Here is a 24,928-nt window from a genome sequence, read left to right as displayed (position 1 = left end):
CTCCTCCGGCTCTGTCACGTCCTGCGCCTCTTCAGCCGCCGGCGCAGGGCCACCAGCGGCACGGCCCCGACGAAGCCCGCGACGAACGGCGCCGCCCCCAGTGCCGCCTGGAGCGCCGGCTGCGCGAACGTCTCCGGGATCGGCAGGATCTTGGCCCGGTTGAACGGCCAGACGATGACGAACGCGCGGCCGATCACCTTGTCGGCGGGAATGGTGCCGCCGCCCGGGTCGCCCGTGTGCAGGCGGGAGTCCCAGGAGACGGAGCGGTGATCGCCCATCACCCACAGGCGGTCCGGCGGGACGGTGACCTCGAATTCGCGCGCGGACGGCTCGTCGCCCGGATGGATGTAGGACTTCTCGTTCAGCGGCACGCCGTTCACCGTCACCCGGTCCTGCTTGTCACAGCACTTGACCGTGTCGCCCGGCACGCCGATGACCCGCTTGATGTAGTCCTTCTCCCCCGGCACGACCCCGAACGCGGTGCCGAGCCAGCGCAGCCCGGCCGCGACGGGGTTGGACGGCTCCTCGAGCTTCACCTCGGGATCCCAGGAGTCCACCCCGGAGAAGACGACGATGTCGCCGCGCTCGATGTCGCGGACGTGGTAGACCAGCTTGTTCACCAGCACCCGGTCGTTGATGAGAAGCGTGTTCTCCATCGACTCGGACGGGATGTAGAACGCCTGGACCACGAAAGACTTGATCAGCAGTGCCAGGGCGAGGGCGACCACGATCAGAACGGGCAACTCCCGCCAGAACGAGCCTTTTTTCTTCCCGTCTTCGGCGTTCTGCTTGACGTCTTCGGCGACCACGTCCACCCCGTCCTCGGCAGGGCGGCGCGTGTCCTGCCCCTGTCCCTCGCTAGCCATCGCTGCTGAGCCTAGATGATGTCCGCGACGGCGAGCGCCGGGGACACCGCAACAGCGGCAAAAAGAAAGTGGCCCGCACCTGAGGTACGGGCCACGATCCCAAAGCCTTACTTGCCGGCCGGCAGCGCCTCGCGCTTCTCGCGGATGCGGGCGGCCTTTCCGCGCAGGTCACGCATGTAGTACAGCTTGGCGCGGCGGACGTCGCCACGGGTCAGCACGTTGATCTTCTCGATCACGGGGCTGTGAACCGGAAAGGTGCGCTCGACCCCGACGCCGTAGCTGACCTTGCGGACCGTGAACGTCTCACGGATGCCACCGCCCTGGCGGCGCAGGACGAAGCCCTTGAACACCTGGATGCGGGACCGGTTGCCCTCGACGACGCGGACGTGGACCTCCAGCGTGTCACCCGGGCGGAAGGCCGGTACGTCGCTGCGAAGGGCAGCCTTCTCGATCTCCTGGATCTGCGTGTGCATGGCGGCGGTTCCTCATTGACATGAGCACGCGGAGGTCCACCCGGCCGGGCCGGAGGCTCGGCGACGAGGGGGACACGCGCGCTTGGCTTGATACGTCTTGTCTGCCACGTCAGGCCGGGCGCACCCGGTCATGCCGAAGTAGGCAGCAGCGATTCAGTCTGCCACATGTGTCGGTGCTACGCGAAACGCTGCGCCGAAAGCCCCACCGAACACCACACGAAAGACCACAAGGAACGCCCCGCGAAACACCAGGCGGTTCGTCACAGCTCCTCAGGATGTCCCTCACGGCGCGCCTCGAACTCCTCGATGACGCGCCGGTCGTGCTTGTCCAGGCCGTCCGGGTCAAGCCGGGCGATCAGTTCCGGCCTTCTGGCGAGCGTACGGCGCAGCGCCTCGTCACGCCGCCAGCGGGCGACTTTGCCGTGATGGCCCGACAACAGGACCTCCGGCACCTCGTGCCCCCGCCACACCGGTGGCTTGGTGTAAACGGGACCTTCCAGCAGATTGGCCATGGCCCCGGGCGCGAAGGAGTCGTCGGCGACGGAGCGCGCGTTGCCGAGGACCCCCGGCAGCAGCCTCCCCACGGCCTCGACCATCACCAGGACGGCCGCCTCTCCCCCGGCTAAGACGTAGTCACCGATGCTCACCTCGTCGGCGCGCAGGCGCTCGCCGTACTCGGCGACGACGCGGGAGTCGATGCCCTCATACCGTGCCGGAGCGAACAGCAGCCACGGCTCCTTGGCGTACTCCAGCGCCACTTCCTGTGTGAACGGCCGGCCGCTCGGCGTGGGGACGATCAGCCGGGGCGGCGCGTCCTCCCCGGAGGCGGCGCGTCCGGCCTCGATCACGGCGTCGACGGCCTCGCCCCAGACCTCCGGCTTCATCACCATGCCGGGGCCTCCGCCGTACGGCGTGTCGTCCACGGTCTTGTGGACGTCGTGCGTCCAGCCGCGGAGCTGGTGGAGGTGGATGTCGAGGATGCCGCGCTCGCGGGCCTTGCCCATGAGGGAGACGTCGAGCGGGGCGAAGTACTCGGGGAAGATCGAGATGATGTCGACGCGCATCTGCGGCCCCTACTCCGCCTCTGCGGCGTCGAGCAGTCCGGGCGGGGCGTCGACGACGAGGATCCCCTTGCCGAGGTCGATCTCGGGCACGAGCGCCTTGACGAACGGGACGTACGCGTCGTCCTGGGACGGACGGGCCACCACGAGCAGGTCCTGACCGTGGTGGAGGACGTCGCTGACCTCGCCGACCCGCTCCCCCTCGGTGGTGACCACCGTGAGGCCGATCAGTTCGTGGTCGTGGAACTCGTCGGGATCCTCCAGCGGCGGCAGGTCGGCGGAGTCCACGACGAGCAGCGTGTCGCGCAGCGCCTCCGCGGCGTCCCTGCCCTCCACTCCGGCCAGGGTCAGCAGCAGGATGCCCTTGTGCCACCGGGCCCGCTCCACCGTCAGCGGACCGGCCGACGCCGGGTCGGTGACCAGCGTCGCCCCCGCGGCGAAGCGAAGATCGGGCTCGTCGGTGCGCACCTCGACCGTGACCTCGCCCCGCACGCCGTGCGGGCGGCCGATCCTGCCCACGACTAGCTGCACTTGTCGCCTACCTCCGCTACCGCTTCACCGTGCCGGTACGAACGGGACCGCCCGAACCGGCCTGTCATCCCGAACAATCTGGAAGAGCTGGTACGAAGCCGGAAAACACGCCGGGGGACCCCGATTCGGGGCCCCCCGGACGCGTCGTTCGGCTCAGCGCGCCTCTTCCAGGTCAACCAGGTCGATCCGCACGTACTTGCCGTTGGCCAGCGCGTTGACGACGGTGCGCAACGCCTTGGCCGTACGGCCGCCACGGCCGATGACCTTGCCGAGGTCGTCGGGGTGAACCCGGACCTCGAGAACACGCCCGGTGCGGATGCGCCGCGCGCGGACCCGGACGTCGTCCGGATGCTCGACGATGCCCTTGACCAGGTGCTCGAGGGCCTCCTCGAGCACCTCAGGCCTCGCCTTCCGACTTCTCCTCCGCGGCCGGGGCCTCGGCGGTCTCTTCGGCCTTCACGGTCTTCTTGGCCTTCTTCGGCGTGGTGGCGGCGGCGCCGGTGTCACCCGACAGCGACTCCTTGGCCGCGGCCTCGTACGCGGCGTGCCGGTCGGGCCTGGGCTCGGCGACCAGGAGCGGCGTGGCGGGGGCGGGCTCGCCCTTGAACTTCTGCCAGTCGCCGGTCAGCTTGAAAATCTTCAGGACCGGGTCGGTCGGCTGCGCGCCGACGCCCAGCCAGTACTGCACCCGCTCGGAGTTCACCTCGATGCGCGAGGGGTTCTCCTTCGGGTGGTACAGGCCGATCTCCTCGATGGCACGGCCGTCCCGCTTGCTCCGGGCGTCGGCGACGACGATGCGGTACTGCGGGTTGCGGATCATGCCGAGCCGCTTGAGCTTGATCTTGACTGCCACGGGTGTGGTCTCTCCTGCATTAGAGCGTGGGTGAGCGGTGTCTCATCGAGTGGGGCACGATGGGAGCCCGCCCGAGGGACAGGCGCGACCGGCGGGGGTGAGAGGGCACCCGCCTGGCCACGATGTTCCAGCCTGACATTCTGCCAGATGATTCCCCATGCTCCGCAAAGCACGGTCCCGCCGCCGCCCTGTTTTCCGCACGGATGCGCCCATGAGACGAATCCGGAAGCGACCTGCGAACTGATCGGGCGGGTGAGCCGTCCAACTGGACATGCGAGTCACCATGAGCAGCACCCTGGCCGTGGGGGCGGCCCTCGCCCTGCTTGCCTCCGGCTGCGGCACGAACACCACACCCTCCACGCCCTCCGCGGCCATCGCACGCCCGGCCGCGACGACGACCCCGCACACCACCCCGGATGCGGCGAGAATCACCGCCGCGGACGCGGTATCCGTCCGGTACGGCGCCGCCGCGCGAACCGCGGGCGCCGCCCCCTCGCGGTGCCGTACGACCGGACTGCGGGCCCGGGTGGGACGGCAGGACGCGGCGGCCGGCAACCGCTACGCGCCGCTCGTGCTCACCAACACCTCGGCGAAGACCTGCTGGGTGTACGGCTTCGTCGGGCTCGTCCTCATCGACGGCCGGGGAGACGTGCTGCGCACGCGCACCCGCCGCGAGAGCGTCACCCCGCACCGGGTCACGTTGCGTCCGGGGGCGAGCGCGCACGCCCGGCTGCACTGGACCGTGGTGCCGAGCGGGCACGAGACCCGGTGCCCCGCCTCGGCCCGGCTGATGATCATTCCGCCGGACGAGGTGGCGCATCTGGAGGTCCCGTTCACCGCGACGGTGTGCGACGACGGCAGGATCGACACCACGCCGGCGGCTCCCGGCGCGAGCCTCTGACGACGCCTGACCGCGATTCCGGCGGCGCACGCCAGGTGATGAAGGGCGGCCCCACCGGGGTTCCGCCACGAGGTCCGCGCGGGTCCGGAACCCGCGCGCGGCCGGACCGGGCCGCCGCCCGGTGTGGACCGGACGGCGGGCGGGTCCGGGCCTGTCCTCAGTTCTGGCCGGGCAGCTTCAGCTTCGACGGGTCGAACCCGGGCGGCAGCTCCAGGCCCGGGGGCAGCTGGCCGCCGCCGAGGTTGCCGAGCATGCCCTTGGGCAGCTTCGGGGCGTCCGAGGACGACGCGTTCGCACCGGCCTTGCCGAGCGCGGCCTTGCGCGGGTCGCCGCTGACCCGGCGGCCCTTCTTGGGCTTCTGCGCCTTCTGCTTGCGCCCGCCGGGCATGCCGGGGATGCCCATGCCCTGGGTCATCCGCTTCATCATCTTCTGCGCGTCGAAGAAACGGACCACCAGGTTGTTCACCTCGGTGACCGTCACGCCCGACCCCTTGGCGATGCGTGCCCGGCGCGAACCGTTGATGATCTTCGGGTCCTGGCGCTCGCCGGGCGTCATGGAGCGGATGATCGCCGCGATGCGGTCCAGGTCGCGGTCGTCGACCTGGTTGAGCTGCTCGCGCATCTGCCCCATGCCCGGCATCATCCCGAGCAGGTTCTTGATGGGCCCCATCCGGCGCACCATCATCATCTGCTCGAGGAAGTCGTCGAGCGTGAAGCCTTCCCCGGAGACGAGCTTGCCCGCCATCTTGGCGGCTTCCTGCTCGTCGAACGTCTTCTGCGCCTGCTCGATCAGGGTGAGGATGTCACCCATGTCGAGGATCCGGCCCGCCATGCGGTCGGGGTGGAAGGCGTCGAAGTCCTCGAGCTTCTCGCCGGTGCTGGCGAACATGATCGGCCGGCCGGTGACGTGCCGCACCGACAGGGCCGCGCCGCCGCGGGCGTCGCCGTCGAGCTTGGTCAGCACCACGCCGTCGAAGCCGACGCCGTCCATGAACGCGCGGGCCGTGCTGACCGCGTCCTGGCCGATCATGGCGTCGAGCACGAACAGGACCTCGTCGGGGGTCACCGCGTCGCGGATGTCGGCGGCCTGCTTCATCAGCTCCTGGTCGATGCCCAGGCGACCGGCGGTGTCGACGATGACCACGTCGTGCTGCTGGCGGCGCGCGTGGTCCACCGACTGCCGGGCCACCTCGACCGGGTCGCCCACGCCGTTGCCGGGCTCGGGGGCGTACACCGCCACCCCGGCCCGCTCGGCCATGACGGCGAGCTGCTGCACCGCGTTGGGCCGCTGCAGGTCGCAGGCCACGAGCAGCGGGGCGTGCCCCTGGTCGCGCAGCCACCTGGCGAGCTTGCCGGCCAGGGTCGTCTTGCCGGAGCCCTGGAGACCGGCCAGCATGATCACGGTCGGCGGGGTCTTGGCGTAACGCAGCCGCCGCGTCTCGCCGCCCAGCACCTCGATGAGCTCGTCGTTGACGATCTTCACGACCTGCTGCGCGGGGTTGAGCGCCTGGGAGACCTCGGCGCCGCGGGCCCGCTCCTTGACCCGGGCCACGAAGTCCTTCACGACCGGCAGCGCGACGTCCGCCTCGAGCAACGCGATGCGGATCTCACGGCAGGTCGCGTCGATGTCGGCGTCGGAAAGCCTGCCTTTGGACCGAAGGGAGGAGAAGACCGAAGTCAGCCGGTCGGAAAGCGTCTCGAACACGTGTTTGGCCAGCCTCGAAGCGAGTGGACGGGTCGGTGAATCATCAGTCTCCCCAGACTATCCGCCCGTACGCCCTTCACGCCCGTGCCGCCGTGGAGAGATCGCCGGTCCGGTCCGTTCGGGGTCCTCACCGGATCGCGCCCACATGGGATGCCAGCGCGTGTTCGACGAGCGTGATCAGGGTGCTCTTGACCGATTCCCGGTCCCGGGCGTCGGTGCGGACGATCGGGGTGTGCGGCGACAGCGTCAGGGCCTCGCGTAGTTCGTCCTCCCCGTGGGTGTACTCCCCGTTGAAACCGTTGACGCCGACGACGAAGGGCAGGCGCGCCTCCTCGAAGTAGTCCACGGCGGGGAAACTGTCGGCCAACCGGCGGGTGTCGACCAGCACCACCGCACCGATCGCCCCCCGCACCAGGTCATCCCACATGAACCAGAACCGATGCTGACCCGGCGTACCGAACAGATACAAAATCAGGTCCTGGTCCAGCGACACCCGGCCGAAGTCCATCGCCACCGTCGTCGTGGTCTTGTGCGGCACCAGCCCCACATCGTCCACCCCCGCCGAGGCGTCGGTCATCACCGCCTCGGTCGTCAGCGGCACGATCTCCGACACCGCCCCCACGAAGGTCGTCTTCCCCACGCCGAAGCCCCCCGCAACGACGATCTTCGTCGAGGTCAGCCCCCGGCTAGAGCCTGCGAAGTCCACTGAGCACCCTTTCCAGCAAGTTCAGATCCGGCTTACCGGCCTCCAACTGCGGCTGATGCACATGCACCAGCCCCTCCGCCGCCATGTCCGCGATCACCACACGAACCACACCCAGCGGGATCCGCAGCAACGCCGACACCTCCGCCACCGACCGCACCTGACGGCACAAAGAGGCGATGGCCCGAAACTCCGGGGGCCTCGCGGACAGGTCGTAGTGCGTGGTCGTGGCGGAGGAGACCAGCGCCTCCATCGCGAGTTGCATGCGAGGGGTCGTACGCCCGCCCGTGACCGTGAACGGGCGGACCGGAGACGCGGGCTCCTGGGGTGCCGGGGCGCCGGGCGGCCGTCCCCACGGGTCCCCGCCGGGCTCCTGACCCCACGGTTCCGCGCCCGGCTGCTGTCCCCACGGATCCATCCGTCACCTCCGGGGATACGACATGGATTGGAGTTCGGCGCGGACCGCGGGGGTCAGCACCTGACCCGCCCGTTCCACCAGCAACGTCATCTGATAAGCCACCAGCCCCAGATCCGAATCCGCCGCCGCCAGCACCGCAAGACAGGAACCGTCACTGATCGACATGATCAGCAACAACCCCCGCTGCATCTCCACCACCGTCTGCGTCACCGGGCCACCCTCGAACACCCGCGAAGCGCCCTGCGTCAAACTGATCAACCCGGCCGCCACCGCCGCCAACTGGTCGGCCCGGTCCTTGGGAAACCCGTGAGAGAACGCCAGGGGCAACCCATCCGCCGACACCACCACGGTGTGCGCCACACCCGGCACGTTGTTCACAAAGTCCGTGATCAACCAGTTCAGGCCGCGTGCGCCCTGACTCAACTCACTCATGCGCCGTCCCCTTTCGGCAGTCGGTAGCCCTCGTCCTCGCTCAGTTCGCCCCGGGCCACCGCCCGGCCCTGCCGAACGCCCTTCTGCAGGCTCGCCAGCCGGCTGCGGGCCCGGTCGGGCGACAGGATCGGCTGCGACGTGGCGGGCGCCGCCGACGCCGGCTCGGCCGAGCCGGGCACCAGGTTGGCCTTCGGCACCCGCTTCGGCAGGCCGGAGGTGGTGGTGCCGTCCGAGGCCGGCTTCTCGGTGGCCGCGGCCGCGGCCTGCCACCCGGCGTCCACGGAAGGCGCGGGCTGCCAGTCGGGTCCGGTGTCGGCGGCGGGAGTGCGCCGGAACCAGGCGGACTCGACGGAGGCGAAGATCGGCAGGTACTCCTCGGTGGGGGCCGGGCCGGTCTGTGTCCCGTCCTGGGAGATCGGCGCGCCGTGCATCGGAGCGGAGATCGAGACCGGCCCGGTCGACAGCCGCGACGCCCCCGCGCCCAGGGGGACGGGCCCGGTCACCTTGGGCAGCGGGCCGGTGGCCGCCTCGTCCGGCACCGAGTCGAACCGGCGTCCGCGCAGCCGCGTGAGCGGGTCCTGCGCCGGAATCGGCGGGGAGATTGGCGGAGGAGCCGACGGGGAGGGCCCGCCCCAGGACGACTGGCCGGGCTGGGAGCTCCAGGCGGGGGCGAAGGCGTCCGAGTAGGACTGTTGCGCGGAGGCCGGACGGCCCATCAGGGTCTCCGGCAGCAGGACCATCGCGGTCAGCCCTCCCCCGTCGTGCGGCCTGAGCTGCACCCGGATGCCGTTGCGCATGGCGAGGCGGCCGACCACGAACAGGCCCATGCGGCGGGACACCGACACGTCCACGACCGGCGGGTTCGCCAGCCTCCAGTTGGCCTGGGAGATCTCCTCCGTGGTCATCCCGATGCCGGAGTCGGTGACGGAGATCATCACGCCCCCGCCGTCGATCCGGTTGCCCGAAACGACCACCCGGGTGTCGCGAGCGGAGAACGACAGCGCGTTCTCCACCAGCTCGGCGAGCAGGTGGATGACGTCGTTGACGGCCTGGCCGGCGATCGAGACGTCGGAGGGGAAGTTCAGCACGACCCGCTCGTAGCCCTCGACCTCCGACAGCGAGGCCCGCAGGACGTCGGTGATCTCGACGGGCTGGCTCCAGCGGCGCGCGGGCTCCTGGCCGGCGAGGACCAGGAGATTCTCACTGTTGCGGCGCATACGGGTCGCCAGGTGGTCGAGCTTGAACAGGTTCGCGAGCCGCTGCTCGTCCTGCTCGCCCTGCTCCAGCCCGTCGATCAGGGTGATCTGCCGCTCCACCAGCGTCTGCGTACGCCGCGACAGGTTCACGAACATCGCGTTGACGTTACTGCGCAACCGGGCCTCGTCGCCCGCCAGCCGGATCGCCTCGCGGTGGACCTCGTCGAACGCCCGCGCGACCTCGCCGATCTCGTCCGCCGAGACCACCCCGATCGGCTGCACCTGCTGGGAACCGGCGGAGTCCGACTCGCGCAGGCGCTGCACGAGGTCGGGCAGCCGGTGGCCGGCGATCTCCAGCGCCTCGCTGCGCAGCCGCCGCAGCGGACGTACGACCGAGCGGGCCATGACCGAGGTGATGAGCAGGACCACCAGCAGGACGGCGGCGACCAGGATCACGTTGACCGCGGCGATCCGCTGGTCGGACCCCTGGAGCTCCACGCTGCGCGAGATCACCGAGCGGGCGACCGCCAGGTTCACCTTGTGCATCTGGTCACCGGTCTCGGTGATCGCATCGAACCAGGTGTCCACCGCCTGGCCGCCGGGCTCGATCCGGCGCAGCGTCAGGCCGTCGCGGGTGAGACTCAGGGCGAGCGCACGCAGGTATTCGGCGCGGTCGACCTTCTGGCCGGTGACAGTGTCCGAGAAGAGCTGACGCTGCGCGAGCGTGGCCTGCGCGAGGAACGCGTTGCGCTCGCTGACCTCGCGGGCGCGAGCGGCGGTGAACGCGTCGATCTCCGCGGTCTCGAACCGGTCCCGCACCAGCGCGGCGGTCAGCAGCGCACGCTGCTTGGAGATCTCCTCCTCCGCCCGCGCGAGCGAGGCCATCGACTTGAGGCCGGCGATGACGCCCTCGTCCACCGCGCCCTGCACGGTCTCGTCGTACAACCGCAGGGCGTCGGCGACGAACAGCGAGTACTTGTCGATCGTGGGCAGCGCGGGAAGCCTGCTCTGCAGGACCGTGCCGCGCAGCGCGGTCAGCTCGTCGAGACGGCCGTGCAGGCGGACGAGGTCGGCGCGGCCGATGTCGCCGAACGCGTCACCCGCGGTATCCGCCTTCGACCGCACCCGCTGTGCGGCCGCGTCGACCGCCGCCTGCTGCTCGCGGATCAGCGAGAGCATCGTGCCGCTGCGGCGGTCCATCGCCACGTAGCGGGCCGTCAGGTCGCGCTCGAGCTGCAGCTCGTGGACGAAGTCGCCAATGCCGACGATCAGCTCGGCCACGTCCTGCACCCGCTGGTACTCGGCCGCGCTGCTGATCGAGGAGGCCACCCGCAGGCCCCCCAGCGTGACCGCGACGGCGGTCGGCACCAGGATCAGCGCCAGCAGCCGGGTGCGCAGCCGCCAGTTCTTCAGCGCCAGCGGACTGCCGGCGTCGTGCCCGGGCGGCTCGGGCTGCTCCGGTTGTTCCCCCTGGTCCGCCGCGGGCGCCCCGGAGCCGACCGGCAGCGGGGGCGGCTTCCGTTCACTACGACGACCGCTCTCGACTGTTGCCGTCCTCACTGGTGCAACCTCACGCGGTTCTTCTAGATGGGATTCGGACCTATCACTCGGGATACCTCCCATAAGACATCGGCAATTGGAGCATAAGGCGACGAGATAGACCAACCTGTCGAATCTTTTGGCACGTTCCAAGCAGCCAGACTTTCGTGCGACGATGCGCGGGAAGGCCTTTCGCGAGCATCAACGGGCGGCGAACAGCATCTCAGAATAAGGTTCCGGACATGTATCGGTCCAAACCACCACACCCCAGGTTATGGGGCATAGTGGATTTACTGACAAGTTTTATGACATAGGACTCTTAATCCTGTTATCTCGGTTTAAGTACAGCTACGCTTCTCGCCCGTCGCCCAGTGCCGCCATCTCCCGCCGGGCGCCTTCACTTCCCCCACCTGAGGAGACTCCATGAGGCTGACGGGTCGCAGGACCGTCATCGGCGTCATAGCAGCGTTGACACTCACCGCCTGTGGCGGTACGGATACGACAGCGACCGGCAATAACGGACTGGAAAAAACCACCATTAAAGTCGGCATTCTCCCCATCGCGGACGTCGCGGCGCTGTACATCGCGACGGAACGGGGTTTCTTCAAAGCCGAAGGGCTGACCGTAAAGCCCGAAATTGTGGCGAGCACTCAGGTCGCCATCCCGAAGCTGGTGAGCGGTTCGGTGGACATCACGCTCGGCAACTACTTTTCGGTACTTTCGGGACAAGAGGCGAAGGTAGCGAACTTCCGCATCCTTGCCGACACTTTCCAGGCCAAACCGGATGTCTTCGACATCGTGGTGAAGAAGGACTCACCAATCCAGTCGGTGAAGGACCTCAAGGGCAAGAAGATCTCGGTCGCGTCGTTCAACAGCATCGGCACGCTAGCCGTCGACTCGACCCTGCGGGCCAATGGTCTGTCGCCTAAGGACGTGACGTACGTACCGGCCGCGTTCCCCGACGCGCCGGGCAAGCTGGCGTCGGGCCAGACGGACGCCGCCTGGCTCACCGAGCCGTTCCTCACCGGTGTGCAGAAGGACATGGGCGCCCGGAAGATCGCCGACACGATGACCGGCGCGATGGCGGACTTCCCGATCGCGGGCTGGACCACGACCGAGCCCACCCTGTCGAAGTACCCGAAGGCGATGGCCGCCTTCCAGCGCGCGATCGTGAAGGCGCAGCAGATCGCCGACTCCGACCGCAAGGCCGTGGAAAAGGTGCTGCCGACGTACACGAAGATCACTCCTGACGGCGCCTCGATCATCACGCTCGGCGCATACCCGTCCACCCTGAACGCGACGCGCATCCAGCGGGTGGCCGACCTGATGCTGGAGTACGGCTATCTGAAGACCAAGATGGACGTGAACCCGCTGCTGGTGCCGATGCCGCAATGATCCTCAGCAGAGTGGCCCGCGGCGCCGCCGGCGTCGCGGGCCTGCTCGTCGCCGCGGAGGTCGCCGGCCGCACCGGCCTCCTGGACACCCAGATCATGCCTCTCGCGTCCACGGTGCTCGCGGGGGCCGCGGGGCTCGCCGCCGACTCCGGGTTCCTGCGCGACGTCTCGGCCACCGTCGAGGTGTGGGCCGAGGGCCTCCTGCTCGCCACCCTGCTGGCCGTACCGGCCGGAGTGCTGCTGGGCAGCCTGCCGAGGGCGGAGACGGCGCTGCGGCCGGTGATCGAGTTCCTCCGGCCGATCCCCTCGGTCGCGCTGATCCCGCTGGTCGCGCTCATCGCGGCAGCGGACGGCGCGATGAAGGTCACGGTCATCGTCTACGCCGCCTGCTGGCCGGTGCTCGTCAACACGATGTACGGCCTGCACGACGTGGACCCCGTCGCCAAGGACACGATGCGCGTCTTCGGCTTCGGCCGCCTGGCCGTGCTGCTGCGGGTGACGCTGCCGAGCGCCGCGCCGTTCGTCCTGACCGGCGTACGGCTGGCGGCCTCGGTCGCGCTGGTGGTGGCGATCAGCGCCGAGCTGCTCGCCGGCGGCGAGGGCGGCATCGGCGTCTACATCGTCAGGGCCGGGTCCGGCTACCGGATCGACCTCATGCTGGCGGCCACTGTGTGGGCCGGGCTGATCGGCCTGGTCGTCAACGCGCTGCTCGTCCGGACCGAACGCGGCCTGTTCCGCTGGCACGCCGCACGCGCGGGGGTGACCCAGTGACGATGACCGTCGCGAGCGGCAGCCGGTTGCGCGGGCTCGCCCTGCGGCTGTGGACCGTGCCCGTCGTCGTCGCCGTGTGGGAGGCCGCCGCCCGCGCGGCGGAGTCGGTCTACTTCCCGCCGCCGTCGGCGATCCTGGCCCGGCTGCGCGAGCTGTGGTTCTCCGGGCCCCCGGTCCGCCTGTTCCTCAGCGACGCCGCCCTCGCCGACTTCCTGCCCAGCCTCGGCCGGATGTTCGGTGGCTGGGCGCTCGCCTGCCTGGGCGGAATCGCCCTCGGTGTGGCGATCGGCCGGTCGAGGACGCTGGCCGGCTACGTCGACCCGCTGATCGAGTTCGGGCGGGCGATCCCGCCGCCGACGCTCATCCCACTGTTCGTCGTGCTGTTCAAGGCGGACACGCGGATGCAGGTCGCCACCATCGTGTACGGCGTGGTCTGGCCGGTCCTGGTCAACTCGGTGGACGGCGCCCGCTACGTGGACCGCCTCCACATCGAGACGGCGCGGGTCTTCGGCCTGTCGCGGGCCGAGCGGCTCACCCGGGTCATCCTGCCCGCGGCGGCGCCGAAGATCTTCGCGGGGCTGCGGCTGAGCCTGTCGCTCGCGCTCATCCTGATGGTCGTCGCCGAGCTCGCGGGCAGCGCGACCAGCGGAATCGGCTACGAGCTGCTCTACACGCAGCAGAACTTCGACCTCCCGGGGATGTGGGGGACGATCGCGCTGCTCGGCGTCCTCGGCTTCCTCCTCAACTCGTCGTTCCTCGTCGTGGAACGGCGCACGCTGTCCTGGCACCGGCGTGCCGGGCGGACGAAGTGAGGTGACATCACCGTGCTCGACGTCGTCAACCTGACCCACACCTACGGCAGCGGCCCGGACGCCCACCGGGCGCTCGGCGGAATCGACCTCAATGTCCCGGAGGGCCAGCTCGTCTGCGTCGTCGGCCCGTCGGGCTGCGGGAAGTCGACCCTGCTGCGGTCGATCGCCGGGCTCGTACGGCCGACCGGCGGCGAGGTGCGCGTCAAGGGCCGGCCGGTCACCGCGACGCCGGACGACCTCGCCGTGGTCTTCCAGGACTACAGCAGGTCGCTGTTCCCCTGGATGTCGGTCCGCGACAACGTGGCGCTGCCGCTGCGGCGGCGCGGCCTCGACCGGGCGGCCCGCCGCACGGCGGCGGCCGAGGCGCTGGCGGCGGTGGGGCTGGAAATCGCCGCGGCCAAGTATCCCTGGCAGCTGTCCGGCGGCATGCAGCAGCGGGTGGCCATCGCGCGGGCCCTCGCCTACCGTCCTTCGCTGCTGCTGATGGACGAACCGTTCGGCTCCGTTGACGCCCAGACCCGCGAGGACCTGGAGGATCTCGTCCTCGCCGTACGCGGGCACCACCGCATGACGATCGTCCTGATCACCCACGACATCGACGAGAGCGTCTACGTCGGCGACCGGGTGGTGGTGCTGACCAAGGCGCCCGCCGTGGTCGCCGCCGACCTGCGGGTCGATCTGCCCGGTCCCCGCGACCAGATCGGGACCCGGGAGCTGCCCGCCTTCGTGCACCTGCGGAGCGAGGTGAGCCGCCTGGTTCGCGGCAGACCCGAGTTCAGCATGACCCCGCCTCACATGATGACCCCTTCACACATCAACAAGGAGTAGTGGACGTGACAGAACCCAGCAGCGTCGTATGGGAGCTCCTGCGCGGGGCCTACCGGGCCGCGGCGCTCGGCGCGGTCGTCGACCTCGACTGCGCCGGCCACCTGAAGGACGGGCCGCTCACCGTCGAGGAGCTCGCCACGCGCTGCGGCGCGCACGCGCCGTCCCTCGCCCGCCTGCTGCGGACGTGCGCCGCCAGCGGGCTGTTCACCTCCGTCTCCCCCGGCACGTACGCGCTTACCGACGCGGGCCGGCTGCTGGTGGATGGGGTTCCCGGCTCGCTGCGCACGGCCGTCCAGACCAACACCACGCCCACGCTCTCGTACGGCATGCACAATCTGGTCACGACGGTGCGCCAGGGACGGTCGGCGTTCGTCGAGAAGTACGGCGTGCTCTACGACCATCTGGGGACCGACCCCGAGCTGAACCGCGTCTTCAACGACTTCATGACCCAGCGGTCGCAGCCGATGGCCGACGGGGTGGCCGCGAGCTACGACTTCTCGTCGGTCAAGACGCTGGTGGACGTGGGCGGCGGCCGGGGCCACATCCTGGCGACGGCGCTGCGGGCCAACCCGCACCTGCGCGGAGTGCTGGTGGAGCTGGCGCACGTGCTGCCGGACGCGCGGGCCGCCTTCGACGAGTGGGGGCTGTCGGAGCGGGTGGAGCTCGTCGAGGGCGACTTCTTCGCGTCCGTCCCCGCGGGTCACGACGCCTACCTGCTGGGCAGTGTGATCCACAACTGGGACGACGAGGACGCGACCCGCATCCTGCGGGTGGTCCGCGAGGCCATGAGCGACGACGGCCGGGTGCTGCTGGTGGAGATAGTCCTGCCGGACGACGACTCACCGCACTTCGGCAAGGACCTCGACATGCGGATGCTCGGCCTGTTCGGGCAGGGAAGGGAGCGCAGCAGGTCGGAGCACGACGCTCTGCTGCGGGCGGCCGGGCTGCGCCTCGTCGGCGCCTACGACCTGCCGTTCCACGCCACCCTCATCGAGGCGATCCGCGCCTAGACCGGTGACTCCCGAGCCGGGGGCCGCGTCAGGCGCGCCCCCAGCCGGGTACGGCGACACGCATGGTCAGCGCGTGCTCGACGAGCGTGATCAGGGTGCTCTTGACCGATTCCCGGTCCCGGGCGTCGGTGCGGACGATCGGGGTGTGCGGCGACAGCGTCATCGCCTCCCGCACTTCCTCCCCGGCGTGCGGGAACTGCCCGTTGAAACCGTTGACGCCGACGACGAAGGGCAGGCGCGCCTCCTCGAAGTAGTCCACGGCGGGGAAACTGTCGGCCAACCGGCGGGTGTCGACCAGCACCACCGCACCGATCGCCCCCCGCACCAGGTCGTCCCACATGAACCAGAACCGATGCTGACCCGGCGTACCGAACAGATACAAAATCAGATCCTGATCCAGCGACACCCGGCCGAAGTCCATCGCCACCGTCGTCGTGGTCTTGTGCGGCACCAGCCCCACATCGTCCACCCCCGCCGAGGCGTCGGTCATCACCGCCTCGGTCGTCAGCGGCACGATCTCCGACACCGCCCCCACGAAGGTCGTCTTCCCCACGCCGAAGCCCCCCGCAACGACGATCTTCGTCGAGGTCAGCCCCCGGCTAGAGCCTGCGAAGTCCACTGAGCACCCTTTCCAGCAAGTTCAGATCCGGCTTACCGGCCTCCAACTGCGGCTGATGCACATGCACCAGCCCCTCCGCCGCCATGTCCGCGATCACCACACGAACCACACCCAGCGGGATCCGCAGCAACGCCGACACCTCCGCCACCGACCGCACCTGACGGCACAGCGTGCTGATCGCCTGGCGTTCCGGGGTGAGCGTGGAGATGTCCTGGTGCATCACCGTGGCGGAGGAGACCAGCGCCTCCATCGCCAACTGCACGCGCGGTGCCGTACGCCCGCCCGTGACCGCGTAGGGACGCACCAGTGAGCTCTGCTCCGCCGCCGTCGGCGTCGGGACGGGGTTCGTGCCGCCGTACTGCCGGTGGGCGTCGCCCACCGGCGGATAGGCCTCGTTGTTCCAGCCGCCGCCTGCCACAGCGTCCTCCTGACCTGTTAGCTCTCACTCCGGAACCCGCCGGCCGCTCCGGCCGCCCCGATCCCGGGGCGTCTTCCCCGATCTGTCCTCCGCCGCGTGCCTGACTTCGCGGAGTCTTCCGTCACCGCGGGTGGGAGGCCTGGAGTTCGGCGCGGACCGCGGGGGTCAGCACCTGACCCGCCCGTTCCACCAGCAACGTCATCTGATAAGCCACCAGCCCCAGATCCGAATCCGCCGCCGCCAGCACCGCAAGACAGGAACCGTCACTGATCGACATGATCAGCAACAACCCCCGCTGCATCTCCACCACCGTCTGCGTCACCGGGCCACCCTCGAACACCCGCGAAGCGCCCTGCGTCAAACTGATCAACCCGGCCGCCACCGCCGCCAGCTGATCCGCCCGGTCCTTGGGAAACCCATCCGAGAACGCCAGAGGCAACCCATCCGCCGACACCACCACGGTGTGCGCCACACCCGGCACGTTGTTCACAAAGTCCGTGATCAACCAGTTGATGCCGCGCGCGGCCTGGCTCATCTCCCTCATCAGTCCTCCTTCTCACTGTCCTGGGCATCGGGCCTGCCCAGGGCCGCCGCCCCGGGATATCCCTGGTCCTCCCCGGCCTCCCCACGAGCGACCGCCCGGCCCTGCCGAACGCCCTGCTGCAGGCTCGCCAGCCGGCTGCGGGCCCGATCGGGCGACAGGATCGGCTGCGACGTGGCGGGCGCCGCCGACGCCGGCTCGGCCGATCCGGGAACCAGGTTGGCCTTCGGCACCCGCTTCGGCAGACCGGACGACGTCACCCCGCCCAGGGCCGGCTCGCTGGCCGCCTTCGCCGCCTGCCAGCCGACGTCCGCCGGGGACGACCAGGCGTTGCTTTCCACACCGGTCTCGCCGTCGGAGTCGCTCTTGTCCCCCGGGACGTCGACCTTCCTGAACCAGTCCGACTCCACCGCGGCGAAGATCGGAAGGAACTCCTCCCCCGACTCCAGCGGCGAGGTCCGCACCACCGGCAGCGGGCCGGTGTTGTCATCGCCCTCGAAGGCGCCGCGGCCCGTCTGTCCGGGCCAGCCGGCGCCGCCCTCCTGCGGGGTGCCGGGCCAGGAACCACCCCCCGGCGGAGGCAGATGACCAGGCCAGGGCGTGTCCACCGGAGCCTCGCCGACATGACCCCGGCTGAAGGGATCGGTGTCGAACGGGCTGGTGTCGAAGGGACTAAAAACGAACGGATCGGGGTCGAAGTCGACGGTCTCCCGCGGGAAGGACTCGAACGGCCCCCGTTCGAAGGGATCGGCACCCGGAGCACCCACACCCGGCGCATCCGCACCGAACACCCTGGTGGGCTCCGGCTGCGGCACACCCGGGAACGCCCCACCGGCATTGGCCAGCAACGCCTCGGGCAACAACACCATCGCCGTCAGACCACCCGTGTCCTGCTGACGCAACTGCACCCGAATGCCATGACGCAACGCCAGACGACCGACCACGAACAAGCCCATGCGACGCGACACCGACACATCCACAACCGGCGGATTGGCCAGCCGATAATTCGTCTGAGCCAACTCCTCCGGCGTCATACCGATGCCCTGGTCACTCACAGAGATGATCAACCCACCGCCGTCGATCCGGTTACTCGACACCGTGACCTTCGTCTCACGAGGCGAGAAGGAAATAGCGTTCTCCACCAGCTCAGCCACAAGATGAACGACGTCGTTCACCGCCTGACCGACGACCGACGCCCCCGCCTGAACCTGAACGCTGACCCGCTCATAGTTCTCGACCTCCGACAACGAGGCACGCACCACATCGACGATCGGCACCGGCTGACCCCACCGACGCGCGGCCTCCTGCCCGGCCAAAACCAGAAGGTTCTCACTGTTACGACGCATACGAGTCGCAAGATGATCCAGCTTGAACAGGTTCCCGAGCCGCTGCTCGTCCTGCTCACCCTGCTCCAGCCCATCAATCAAAGACAGCTGACGCTCCACCAACGTCTGCGTACGCCGCGACAAGTTCACGAACATCGCATTGACATTGCTACGCAACCGCGCCTCATCACCCGCCAGCCGCACAGCCTCCCGATGCACCTCGTCAAACGCCCGCGCCACTTCACCGATCTCGTCGCGGCCGACCACCTGGATCGGGGCGGTGAGCGGGATCTCGGCGGCGTCGCCGGCCTCCCGCAGCTTCTGGACCGTGCCGGGGAGGCGACTGCCGGCGATCTCCAGCGCCTCACTGCGCAGCCGCCGCAGCGGGCGTACGAGCGACCGGGCGACGCCGGTGGTGACGAGCAGCACCGCGATCAGCAGGAGGGCGACGGCGACGGCGACAATGATGGCCCGCTGCTGCTCGTCGTCCTTGAGCGTCTGGCTCCGGGCCACGATGGAGGAGGTCAGCTTGGCCTCGACGGTGCGCATCCGGTTGACGGGCTGCGACATCGCGTCGTACCACAGGCGGGTGTCGTCGCGTTCCGACACGTCGAGGCCCTTGAGTGGAAAGCCCGCGTTGGCACGGTCGAGCACCAGGGTGCGGATGAACTCCGCCCGGTCGACCTGGCCGCCGATGACCGTGTTGTCGTAGCCGGTCCGCTCTTCGGGGGTGGCGCTCTTGCGGAAGGCGCGCAGCTCGCTCTCCTGAGCGGACACGGCACCGAGGAAGCTCTGCAGCTGGTCCTGCTCGAAGCGGCCGACTGGCAGCACCGTGGTCAGCAGGCCGCGCTGCACGGAGGCGTTCTCCTTCGCCCGGGCGAGCGCGGCCAGTGTGACGGCGGAGCCGGCGAGCCGGTCGTCCTGGGTGCTCTTCGCCAGCTCGTCCTGCAGGGACAGCAAGGTGTCGATGACAAGGCCGTACTGGTCCAGCACGGCTCTCGGGAGGAGGTTTCCCTCCATGGCCTGGCCGCGCAGGGACTCCACACCGTCGAGCCTGCCGAGGATGTGCTCGATCTCGGCGGAGGGGCGGCTGTTCACCTTCGACCTGAACTCGTCGGCCAGGTCACGGACGGCGGTGGCCGCCTTGTTCGTAAGAACGATCTGTGCCCGCACGGCGGCCGTCGCCTTCGCCGGGCGGCCGATCGTCGCGTTCCAGGCGGCCAGGTCGCGTTCGGACTGCAGCTCGTGGGTGAGGCCCGCGACCTTGTCCACGAGCCGTGCCAGGTCGCTGATCTGCTGATACTCAAGCGCCGTGTTGATCGACGTGACGACCCGCAGGCCGCCCAGCAGCAGCGCCGCCAGGGTCGGGATGAGGATCAGCGCCACAAGCCTGGAGCGCACGCGCCAGTTGCGCAGGCGGATGCGGCTTCCTTCTTCGGGCCTCCGCTCGGGAACCCCGGTCCCGGGGCTCTCGTCGGGCCTGGGGTCTTGTGTCCTCACGGGCCTCGCAACCTCCACCGTACGTGCGCCCAGGGGGGAGCGCCTCGTCACTCATGTGGTTGCCGTGACATCGGAGACGTCCTGCGGGCAAGGGTAATTGCAGCACGCCGAATACGCGGAGGCCAAGCAAAAGATTCTGCGCGAATGACAGAAGAAATCCCCTGAATGGGGATAATCAGCCAAGAACGGTGCCCGTCTTATTACCGGACTCTGTCCTTACGGCAAGCCGACGAAATACGTCCCCTGCCGGCCGAAGGGCTTCAGGGCGTCCTCTCATAGGCCGCGCGGACCGTCAGGACGTACTCCACCAGGCTGATGAGAGTGTTCTTCACCGCCTCGCGGGACCGGGCGTCCGTGCGGACGATGGGCACGTTCGGCGACAGGGAGAGGGCTTCGCGAATTTCGTCCTCCGCGTGGATGAATTGCCCCTCCCAGCCGTTCAGGGCGACCACGAACGGCAGCCGGGCCTCCTCAAAATAGTCAATTGCGGGAAAACAGTCCGCCAGTCGCCTGCTATCCACGAGTACGATCGCACCGATCGCCCCCCGCACCAGGTCGTCCCACATGAACCAGAACCGATGCTGACCCGGCGTACCGAACAGATACAAAATCAGGTCCTGGTCCAGCGACACCCGGCCGAAGTCCATCGCCACCGTCGTGGTCGTCTTGTTGGGCACCAGCCCCACATCGTCCACGCCCACCGAGGCGTCGGTCATCACCGCCTCGGTCGTCAGCGGCACGATCTCCGACACCGCCCCCACGAAGGTCGTCTTCCCCACGCCGAAGCCCCCCGCAATGACGATCTTCGTCGAGGTCAGCCCCCGGCTAGAGCCTGCGAAGTCCACTGAGCACCCTTTCCAGCAAGTTCAGATCCGGCTTACCGGCCTCCAACTGCGGCTGATGCACATGCACCAGCCCCTCCGCCGCCATGTCCGCGATCACCACACGAACCACACCCAGCGGGATCCGCAGCAGCGCCGACACCTCCGCCACCGACCGCACCTGACGGCACAGCGTGCTGATCGCCTGGCGTTCCGGGGTGAGCGTGGAGATGTCCTGGTGCATCACCGTGGCGGAGGAGACCAGCGCCTCCATCGCCAACTGCACGCGCGGTGCCGTACGCCCGCCCGTGACGGCGTAGGGACGCACCAGTGAGCTCTGCTCCGCCGCCGTCGGCGTCGGCGTCGGGAGGGGGTTCGTGCCGCCGTACTGCCGGTGGGCGTCGCCCACCGGCGGATAGGCCTCGTTGTTCCAGCCGCCGCCTGCCACAGCGTCCTCCTGACCTGTTAGCTCTCACTCCGGAACCCGGCGACGCTGTGGCCGCCTCGCCTCGAACCTTCTCGCCCGTCCTGATCTCCCACCACTCATCATCTCGGGTGGGAGGCCTGGAGCTCGGCGCGGACCGCGGGGGTCAGCACCTGACCCGCCCGTTCCACCAGCAACGTCATCTGATAAGCCACCAGCCCCAGATCCGAATCCGCCGCCGCCAGCACCGCAAGACAGGAACCGTCACTGATCGACATGATCAGCAACAACCCCCGCTGCATCTCCACCACCGTCTGCGTCACCGGGCCACCCTCGAACACCCGCGAAGCGCCCTGCGTCAAACTGATCAACCCGGCCGCCACCGCCGCCAGCTGATCCGCCCGGTCCTTGGGAAACCCATCCGAGAACGCCAGAGGCAACCCATCCGCCGACACCACCACGGTGTGCGCCACACCCGGCACGTTGTTCACAAAGTCCGTGATCAACCAGTTGATGCCGCGCGCGGCCTGGCTCATCTCCCTCATCAGTCCTCCTTCTCACTGTCCTGGGCATCGGGCCTGCCCAGGGCCGCCGCCCCGGGATATCCCTGGTCCTCCCCGGCCTCCCCACGAGCGACCGCCCGGCCCTGCCGAACGCCCTGCTGGAAACTGGAGAGCCTGCTGCGCACCCGCTCGGGCGAGAGCACGGGCGGAGGCGACGGCGGGGAAGCCGGCGCCGCGGCGGCGGGCTCCGCTGAGCGGGTGGGAGCCGTGGCCGATCCGGGCACCAGGTTGGCCTTCGGCACCCGCTTCGGCAGACCGGACGACGTCACCCCGCCCAGGGCCGGCTCGCTGGCCGCCCTGGCCGCCTGCCAGCCGACGTCCGCCGGGGACGACCAGGCGTTACTTTCCACACCGGTCTCGCCGTCGGAGTCGCTCTTGTCCCCCGGGACGTCGACCTTCCTGAACCAGTCCGACTCCACCGCGGCGAAGATCGGAAGGAACTCCTCCCCCGACTCCAGCGGCGAGGTCCGCACCACCGGCAGCGGGCCGGTGTTGTCATCGCCCTCGAAGGCGCCGCGGCCCGTCTGTCCGGGCCAGCCGGCGCCGCCCTCCTGCGGGGTGCCGGGCCAGGAACCACCCCCCGGCGGAGGCAGATGACCAGGCCAGGGCGTGTCCACCGGAGCCTCGCCGACATGACCCCGGCTGAAGGGATTGGTGTCGAACGGGCTGGAACCGAACGGCCCCGAATCGAACGTCGTGCTCTCGAACGGGTCTCGCTCGGACGCCGTCTTTCCGGACGGCGCGTCGAACGGCGCCTTGTCGAAGGCCGCCCGGTCGAACGGCCCGGACTCGAACGGGCTCCTGGCGAACGGATCGGGCTGCTGCCCGCCCTGTCCTGCCGCGCCCTGTCCTGCCGCGCCCGGGCCGAAACCGCCCGTGTCGAAGGGGTTGCGGGCGAAGGGATCGGAGTCGCCCTGACGCCCCTGGCCGCCCGTGTCGAACAGGTTGCGCGCGAACGGGTCGCCGCCCGCGCTCCGGCCCTGCGGCGGCTCGAAGGGGTTGCGAGCGAACGGATCGGGGTCGAAGTCGACGGTCTCCCGCGGGAAGGACTCGAACGGCCCCCGTTCGAAGGGATCAGCACCCGGAGCACCCACACCGGGCGCATCCGCACCGAAGACCGGGGTACGCGGCGGGTTCTCGAACGGCGTCGGGCTGGCCAGAGCCGGCGCCCCGCCGAACACGGAGCCACCGAACTGCGGACCCGCCCCGCCACCCGGCATCGGACTGGCCAGCTCCGGCTGCGGCACACCCGGGAACGCCCCACCGGCATTGGCCAGCAACGCCTCGGGCAACAACACCATCGCCGTCAGACCACCCGTGTCCTGCTGACGCAACTGCACCCGAATGCCATGACGCAACGCCAGACGACCGACCACGAACAAGCCCATGCGACGCGACACCGACACATCCACAACCGGCGGATTGGCCAGCCGATAATTCGTCTGAGCCAACTCCTCCGGCGTCATACCGATGCCCTGGTCACTCACAGAGATGATCAACCCACCGCCGTCGATCCGGTTACTCGACACCGTGACCTTCGTCTCACGAGGCGAGAAGGAAATAGCGTTCTCCACCAGCTCAGCCACAAGATGAACGACGTCGTTCACCGCCTGACCGACGACCGACGCCCCCGCCTGAACCTGAACGCTGACCCGCTCATAGTTCTCGACCTCCGACAACGAGGCACGCACCACATCGACGATCGGCACCGGCTGACCCCACCGACGCGCGGCCTCCTGCCCGGCCAAAACCAGAAGGTTCTCACTGTTACGACGCATACGAGTCGCCAGATGATCCAGCTTGAACAGGTTCCCGAGCCGCTGCTCGTCCTGCTCACCCTGCTCCAGCCCATCAATCAAAGACAGCTGACGCTCCACCAACGTCTGCGTACGCCGCGACAAGTTCACGAACATCGCATTGACATTGCTACGCAACCGCGCCTCATCACCCGCCAGCCGCACAGCCTCCCGATGCACCTCGTCAAACGCCCGCGCCACTTCACCGATCTCGTCCTTCGATGTGACACCGATGGGCGGGATATTGGTCGTCTCCGCCATCTCGCCGGAATCGCGCAGCCGTTGGACGGTGTCCGGCAGTCGCTGACCGGCGATCTCCAGCGCCTCACTACGCAGGCGGCGCAGGGGCCGGGTGAGCGAGCTCGCGACGACCGCGGTGATCAGGAGGACCACGACCAGCAGCGCCACGATGGCGACACCGGAGACGATGGCCCGTTGCCGCTCGGTCGCCTCCAGTGCCTGAGCCTGTGCGACCACGGAACCGGCGATCCGATCCTCGACCTTCCGCATCCGGTCGATCTCCGTACCCGTGGTGTCGAACCACAGGCGGACGTCGTTGCCCGGATTGGTCCGGTCGAGGTCCCGGATCGCCCGGTACTCGCGCAGCTGGGCCAGCGCCCCGGCTCGCAGGGAGTCCGCTTTCTCGACCTGCAGGCCGCGCACTGTCTGCTTGTAGAACTGGGCATCGGAGGCAGACGCCTCGGACTGGAAGCTGGCGAGCTGGGTGTCCTGGGTCTTCCCGGATCCGAGGAAGTCCGCGAGGTCGTCGTAGTCGAGCTTGCCCTCGACGAGCGCGACCGTGAGGATGCCCTGCTGCCTGGACTGCTCCTCCTTCGCCTTGTTCAGGGCGTCGAGCGCGCGGCTGGCGGCGAAGAGTCGTTCGTCGTTGCCGGTGGTCCCCACGTCCTCGTGCAGCGACGAGAGGGCCGCGATCATTCGGGTGTACATGCCGAGCGCGGCTCGCGGCGCCACCTCGCTGTCGTCGATCAGCTTCCGGAGACCTTTCAGCCCCTGGAGCCATCTTTTGATCTCGGCCACCTGGGTGCGGACGCGCAGCGGCTGGGACGCGTCGAGGGTGGCCAGCGAGGCCAGCACTTTGCCGCTGGCCGCGTCGACCTGGCTCTGCTGCTCGGTGACCGTGCCACGCCTGGACGGCCGGCGGTGGTCCGCGATGTACCAGGCCGTGTAGTTCCGCTCACGCGCGACCTTGTGCGTGAGGTCGTCGAGCTCGTCGACGAGACCGGCCACCTCGGTCAGACGCCGGTACTCGGCCGCCGTACCGATCGCCTGGGTGAGCTGGACACCGGCGAACAGCACGCCGACCACGGTCGGCAACAGGATCAGGGCGATCAGCCGGGAGCGCACCCGCCAGTTGCCCAGCCGCATGAACGAGGCGCCCGCACGTGGCGAGACCTCCGGAGCCGCGGA

Annotated in this window: 25 protein-coding genes; 6 read left to right on the top strand and 19 right to left on the bottom strand. The window is 69.3% G+C overall.

Features of this window, described 5'->3' with window-relative positions; translation table 11 throughout:
• Positions 1–14: 14 nt before the first annotated feature.
• From lepB to rpsP, 6 genes are all read right to left on the bottom strand, one after another.
• The gene (gene lepB, locus ACQPZZ_RS10825; RefSeq protein WP_432931230.1) at positions 15–866 is read right to left on the bottom strand and encodes a signal peptidase I; all 852 of its coding nucleotides are present in this window, start codon (positions 864–866) and stop codon (positions 15–17) included.
• Between the two features lie 107 nt (positions 867–973).
• Positions 974–1,339, bottom strand: a complete 366-nt coding sequence (gene rplS / locus ACQPZZ_RS10820) for a 50S ribosomal protein L19 (protein ID WP_363647260.1) — start codon at positions 1,337–1,339, stop codon at positions 974–976.
• Between the two features lie 260 nt (positions 1,340–1,599).
• Positions 1,600–2,403 (bottom strand): tRNA (guanosine(37)-N1)-methyltransferase TrmD, encoded by an 804-nt coding sequence (gene trmD / locus ACQPZZ_RS10815; RefSeq protein ID WP_432931228.1) that lies wholly within the window; start codon positions 2,401–2,403, stop codon positions 1,600–1,602.
• A 9-nt stretch (positions 2,404–2,412) separates the two neighbouring features.
• Positions 2,413–2,931, bottom strand: coding sequence for a ribosome maturation factor RimM (gene rimM / locus ACQPZZ_RS10810; RefSeq protein ID WP_363647262.1), 519 nt, complete (start codon positions 2,929–2,931; stop codon positions 2,413–2,415).
• A gap of 153 nt (positions 2,932–3,084) precedes the next feature.
• Entirely contained in the window at positions 3,085–3,327 is a 243-nt protein-coding gene (locus ACQPZZ_RS10805; protein ID WP_363647263.1) for an RNA-binding protein, read from the bottom strand.
• Between the two features lies 1 nt (position 3,328).
• Complete coding sequence (gene rpsP / locus ACQPZZ_RS10800; RefSeq protein WP_432931225.1) at positions 3,329–3,784, bottom strand: 30S ribosomal protein S16; 456 nt, start codon at positions 3,782–3,784, stop codon at positions 3,329–3,331.
• Positions 3,785–4,067: 283 nt separating this feature from the next.
• Here rpsP and ACQPZZ_RS10795 point away from each other — a divergent pair, with 283 nt between their 5' ends.
• On the top strand, positions 4,068–4,685 hold the full coding sequence (locus ACQPZZ_RS10795) for a DUF4232 domain-containing protein (RefSeq protein ID WP_432931223.1): 618 nt from the start codon (positions 4,068–4,070) through the stop codon (positions 4,683–4,685).
• A gap of 157 nt (positions 4,686–4,842) precedes the next feature.
• Here ACQPZZ_RS10795 and ffh read toward each other — a convergent pair whose 3' ends face one another.
• The 5 genes from ffh to ACQPZZ_RS10770 all read right to left on the bottom strand — a co-directional run bounded on the left by ffh (position 4,843) and on the right by ACQPZZ_RS10770 (position 10,699).
• Entirely contained in the window at positions 4,843–6,390 is a 1,548-nt protein-coding gene (gene ffh, locus ACQPZZ_RS10790; protein WP_363647266.1) for a signal recognition particle protein, read from the bottom strand.
• A gap of 127 nt (positions 6,391–6,517) precedes the next feature.
• Positions 6,518–7,069: a GTP-binding protein gene (locus ACQPZZ_RS10785; protein WP_432934344.1), complete on the bottom strand. Its 552-nt coding sequence runs from the start codon at positions 7,067–7,069 to the stop codon at positions 6,518–6,520.
• Between the two features lie 7 nt (positions 7,070–7,076).
• Positions 7,077–7,511 (bottom strand): DUF742 domain-containing protein, encoded by a 435-nt coding sequence (locus ACQPZZ_RS10780; protein WP_432931221.1) that lies wholly within the window; start codon positions 7,509–7,511, stop codon positions 7,077–7,079.
• A gap of 3 nt (positions 7,512–7,514) precedes the next feature.
• Positions 7,515–7,943: a roadblock/LC7 domain-containing protein gene (locus ACQPZZ_RS10775; protein ID WP_432931219.1), complete on the bottom strand. Its 429-nt coding sequence runs from the start codon at positions 7,941–7,943 to the stop codon at positions 7,515–7,517.
• Entirely contained in the window at positions 7,940–10,699 is a 2,760-nt protein-coding gene (locus ACQPZZ_RS10770) for a sensor histidine kinase (RefSeq protein WP_432931217.1), read from the bottom strand. Before ACQPZZ_RS10770 ends, ACQPZZ_RS10775 begins: the two co-directional genes overlap by 4 nt.
• Before the next feature lie 402 nt (positions 10,700–11,101).
• Here ACQPZZ_RS10770 and ACQPZZ_RS10765 point away from each other — a divergent pair, with 402 nt between their 5' ends.
• The 5 genes from ACQPZZ_RS10765 to ACQPZZ_RS10745 are packed head-to-tail and all read left to right on the top strand — an operon-like array spanning position 11,102 to position 15,493.
• Positions 11,102–12,073 (top strand): ABC transporter substrate-binding protein, encoded by a 972-nt coding sequence (locus ACQPZZ_RS10765; protein ID WP_432931215.1) that lies wholly within the window; start codon positions 11,102–11,104, stop codon positions 12,071–12,073.
• On the top strand, positions 12,070–12,843 hold the full coding sequence (locus tag ACQPZZ_RS10760) for an ABC transporter permease (protein ID WP_432931213.1): 774 nt from the start codon (positions 12,070–12,072) through the stop codon (positions 12,841–12,843). The genes ACQPZZ_RS10765 and ACQPZZ_RS10760 overlap by 4 nt, the downstream gene beginning before the upstream one ends.
• A 2-nt stretch (positions 12,844–12,845) precedes the next feature.
• A complete protein-coding gene (locus ACQPZZ_RS10755) occupies positions 12,846–13,655 on the top strand; it encodes an ABC transporter permease (RefSeq protein WP_432934342.1) in 810 nt (269 codons plus the stop codon).
• A 12-nt stretch (positions 13,656–13,667) separates the two neighbouring features.
• Positions 13,668–14,483 carry an ABC transporter ATP-binding protein gene (locus tag ACQPZZ_RS10750; protein ID WP_432931211.1) on the top strand — a complete coding sequence of 272 codons (816 nt, stop codon included), beginning with the start codon at positions 13,668–13,670 and terminating at the stop codon, positions 14,481–14,483.
• A 5-nt stretch (positions 14,484–14,488) separates the two neighbouring features.
• Entirely contained in the window at positions 14,489–15,493 is a 1,005-nt protein-coding gene (locus tag ACQPZZ_RS10745; RefSeq protein WP_432931209.1) for a methyltransferase, read from the top strand.
• 28 nt (positions 15,494–15,521) lie between these two features.
• Here the strand turns inward: ACQPZZ_RS10745 and ACQPZZ_RS10740 are convergent, their stop codons facing one another.
• The 8 genes from ACQPZZ_RS10740 to ACQPZZ_RS10705 form a co-directional block, all read right to left on the bottom strand.
• On the bottom strand, positions 15,522–16,085 hold the full coding sequence (locus tag ACQPZZ_RS10740; protein ID WP_432934340.1) for a GTP-binding protein: 564 nt from the start codon (positions 16,083–16,085) through the stop codon (positions 15,522–15,524).
• Between the two features lie 7 nt (positions 16,086–16,092).
• Positions 16,093–16,530: a DUF742 domain-containing protein gene (locus ACQPZZ_RS10735; protein WP_432931207.1), complete on the bottom strand. Its 438-nt coding sequence runs from the start codon at positions 16,528–16,530 to the stop codon at positions 16,093–16,095.
• Between the two features lie 121 nt (positions 16,531–16,651).
• Positions 16,652–17,074 (bottom strand): roadblock/LC7 domain-containing protein, encoded by a 423-nt coding sequence (locus ACQPZZ_RS10730; protein WP_076434898.1) that lies wholly within the window; start codon positions 17,072–17,074, stop codon positions 16,652–16,654.
• Positions 17,074–19,896, bottom strand: coding sequence for a sensor histidine kinase (locus ACQPZZ_RS10725; RefSeq protein WP_432931205.1), 2,823 nt, complete (start codon positions 19,894–19,896; stop codon positions 17,074–17,076). Before ACQPZZ_RS10725 ends, ACQPZZ_RS10730 begins: the two co-directional genes overlap by 1 nt.
• Before the next feature lie 260 nt (positions 19,897–20,156).
• Positions 20,157–20,714 (bottom strand): GTP-binding protein, encoded by a 558-nt coding sequence (locus ACQPZZ_RS10720; protein ID WP_363648214.1) that lies wholly within the window; start codon positions 20,712–20,714, stop codon positions 20,157–20,159.
• 7 nt (positions 20,715–20,721) lie between these two features.
• Entirely contained in the window at positions 20,722–21,165 is a 444-nt protein-coding gene (locus ACQPZZ_RS10715) for a DUF742 domain-containing protein (RefSeq protein WP_432931203.1), read from the bottom strand.
• 98 nt (positions 21,166–21,263) lie between these two features.
• A complete protein-coding gene (locus tag ACQPZZ_RS10710) occupies positions 21,264–21,686 on the bottom strand; it encodes a roadblock/LC7 domain-containing protein (RefSeq protein ID WP_076434898.1) in 423 nt (140 codons plus the stop codon).
• Positions 21,686–24,886, bottom strand: a complete 3,201-nt coding sequence (locus ACQPZZ_RS10705; protein WP_432931201.1) for a sensor histidine kinase — start codon at positions 24,884–24,886, stop codon at positions 21,686–21,688. The genes ACQPZZ_RS10710 and ACQPZZ_RS10705 overlap by 1 nt, the downstream gene beginning before the upstream one ends.
• Positions 24,887–24,928 lie beyond the last annotated feature (42 nt).

It is taken from the genome of Microbispora sp. CA-135349 (genome assembly GCF_050947365.1).
GTDB lineage: Bacteria > Actinomycetota > Actinomycetes > Streptosporangiales > Streptosporangiaceae > Microbispora.
Note: the sequence above shows the minus strand (reverse complement) of the source record. Positions and strands in the feature narration are given on the sequence as shown.

Excerpts from the sequence above, each read along its gene's own strand:
- ACQPZZ_RS10730 (WP_076434898.1), bottom strand. The coding sequence starts at position 17,074 with ATGAGGGAGATGAGCCAGGCCGCGCGCGGCATCAACTGGTTGATCACG.
- ACQPZZ_RS10795 (WP_432931223.1), top strand. The coding sequence starts at position 4,068 with ATGAGCAGCACCCTGGCCGTGGGGGCGGCCCTCGCCCTGCTTGCCTCC.
- ACQPZZ_RS10710 (WP_076434898.1), bottom strand. The coding sequence starts at position 21,686 with ATGAGGGAGATGAGCCAGGCCGCGCGCGGCATCAACTGGTTGATCACG.
- ACQPZZ_RS10755 (WP_432934342.1), top strand. The coding sequence starts at position 12,846 with ATGACCGTCGCGAGCGGCAGCCGGTTGCGCGGGCTCGCCCTGCGGCTG.
- lepB (WP_432931230.1), bottom strand. The coding sequence starts at position 866 with ATGGCTAGCGAGGGACAGGGGCAGGACACGCGCCGCCCTGCCGAGGAC.
- ACQPZZ_RS10775 (WP_432931219.1), bottom strand. The coding sequence starts at position 7,943 with ATGAGTGAGTTGAGTCAGGGCGCACGCGGCCTGAACTGGTTGATCACG.
- rplS (WP_363647260.1), bottom strand. The coding sequence starts at position 1,339 with ATGCACACGCAGATCCAGGAGATCGAGAAGGCTGCCCTTCGCAGCGAC.
- trmD (WP_432931228.1), bottom strand. The coding sequence starts at position 2,403 with ATGCGCGTCGACATCATCTCGATCTTCCCCGAGTACTTCGCCCCGCTC.
- ACQPZZ_RS10705 (WP_432931201.1), bottom strand. The coding sequence starts at position 24,886 with ATGCGGCTGGGCAACTGGCGGGTGCGCTCCCGGCTGATCGCCCTGATC.
- ACQPZZ_RS10760 (WP_432931213.1), top strand. The coding sequence starts at position 12,070 with ATGATCCTCAGCAGAGTGGCCCGCGGCGCCGCCGGCGTCGCGGGCCTG.
- ACQPZZ_RS10780 (WP_432931221.1), bottom strand. The coding sequence starts at position 7,511 with ATGGATCCGTGGGGACAGCAGCCGGGCGCGGAACCGTGGGGTCAGGAG.
- ACQPZZ_RS10765 (WP_432931215.1), top strand. The coding sequence starts at position 11,102 with ATGAGGCTGACGGGTCGCAGGACCGTCATCGGCGTCATAGCAGCGTTG.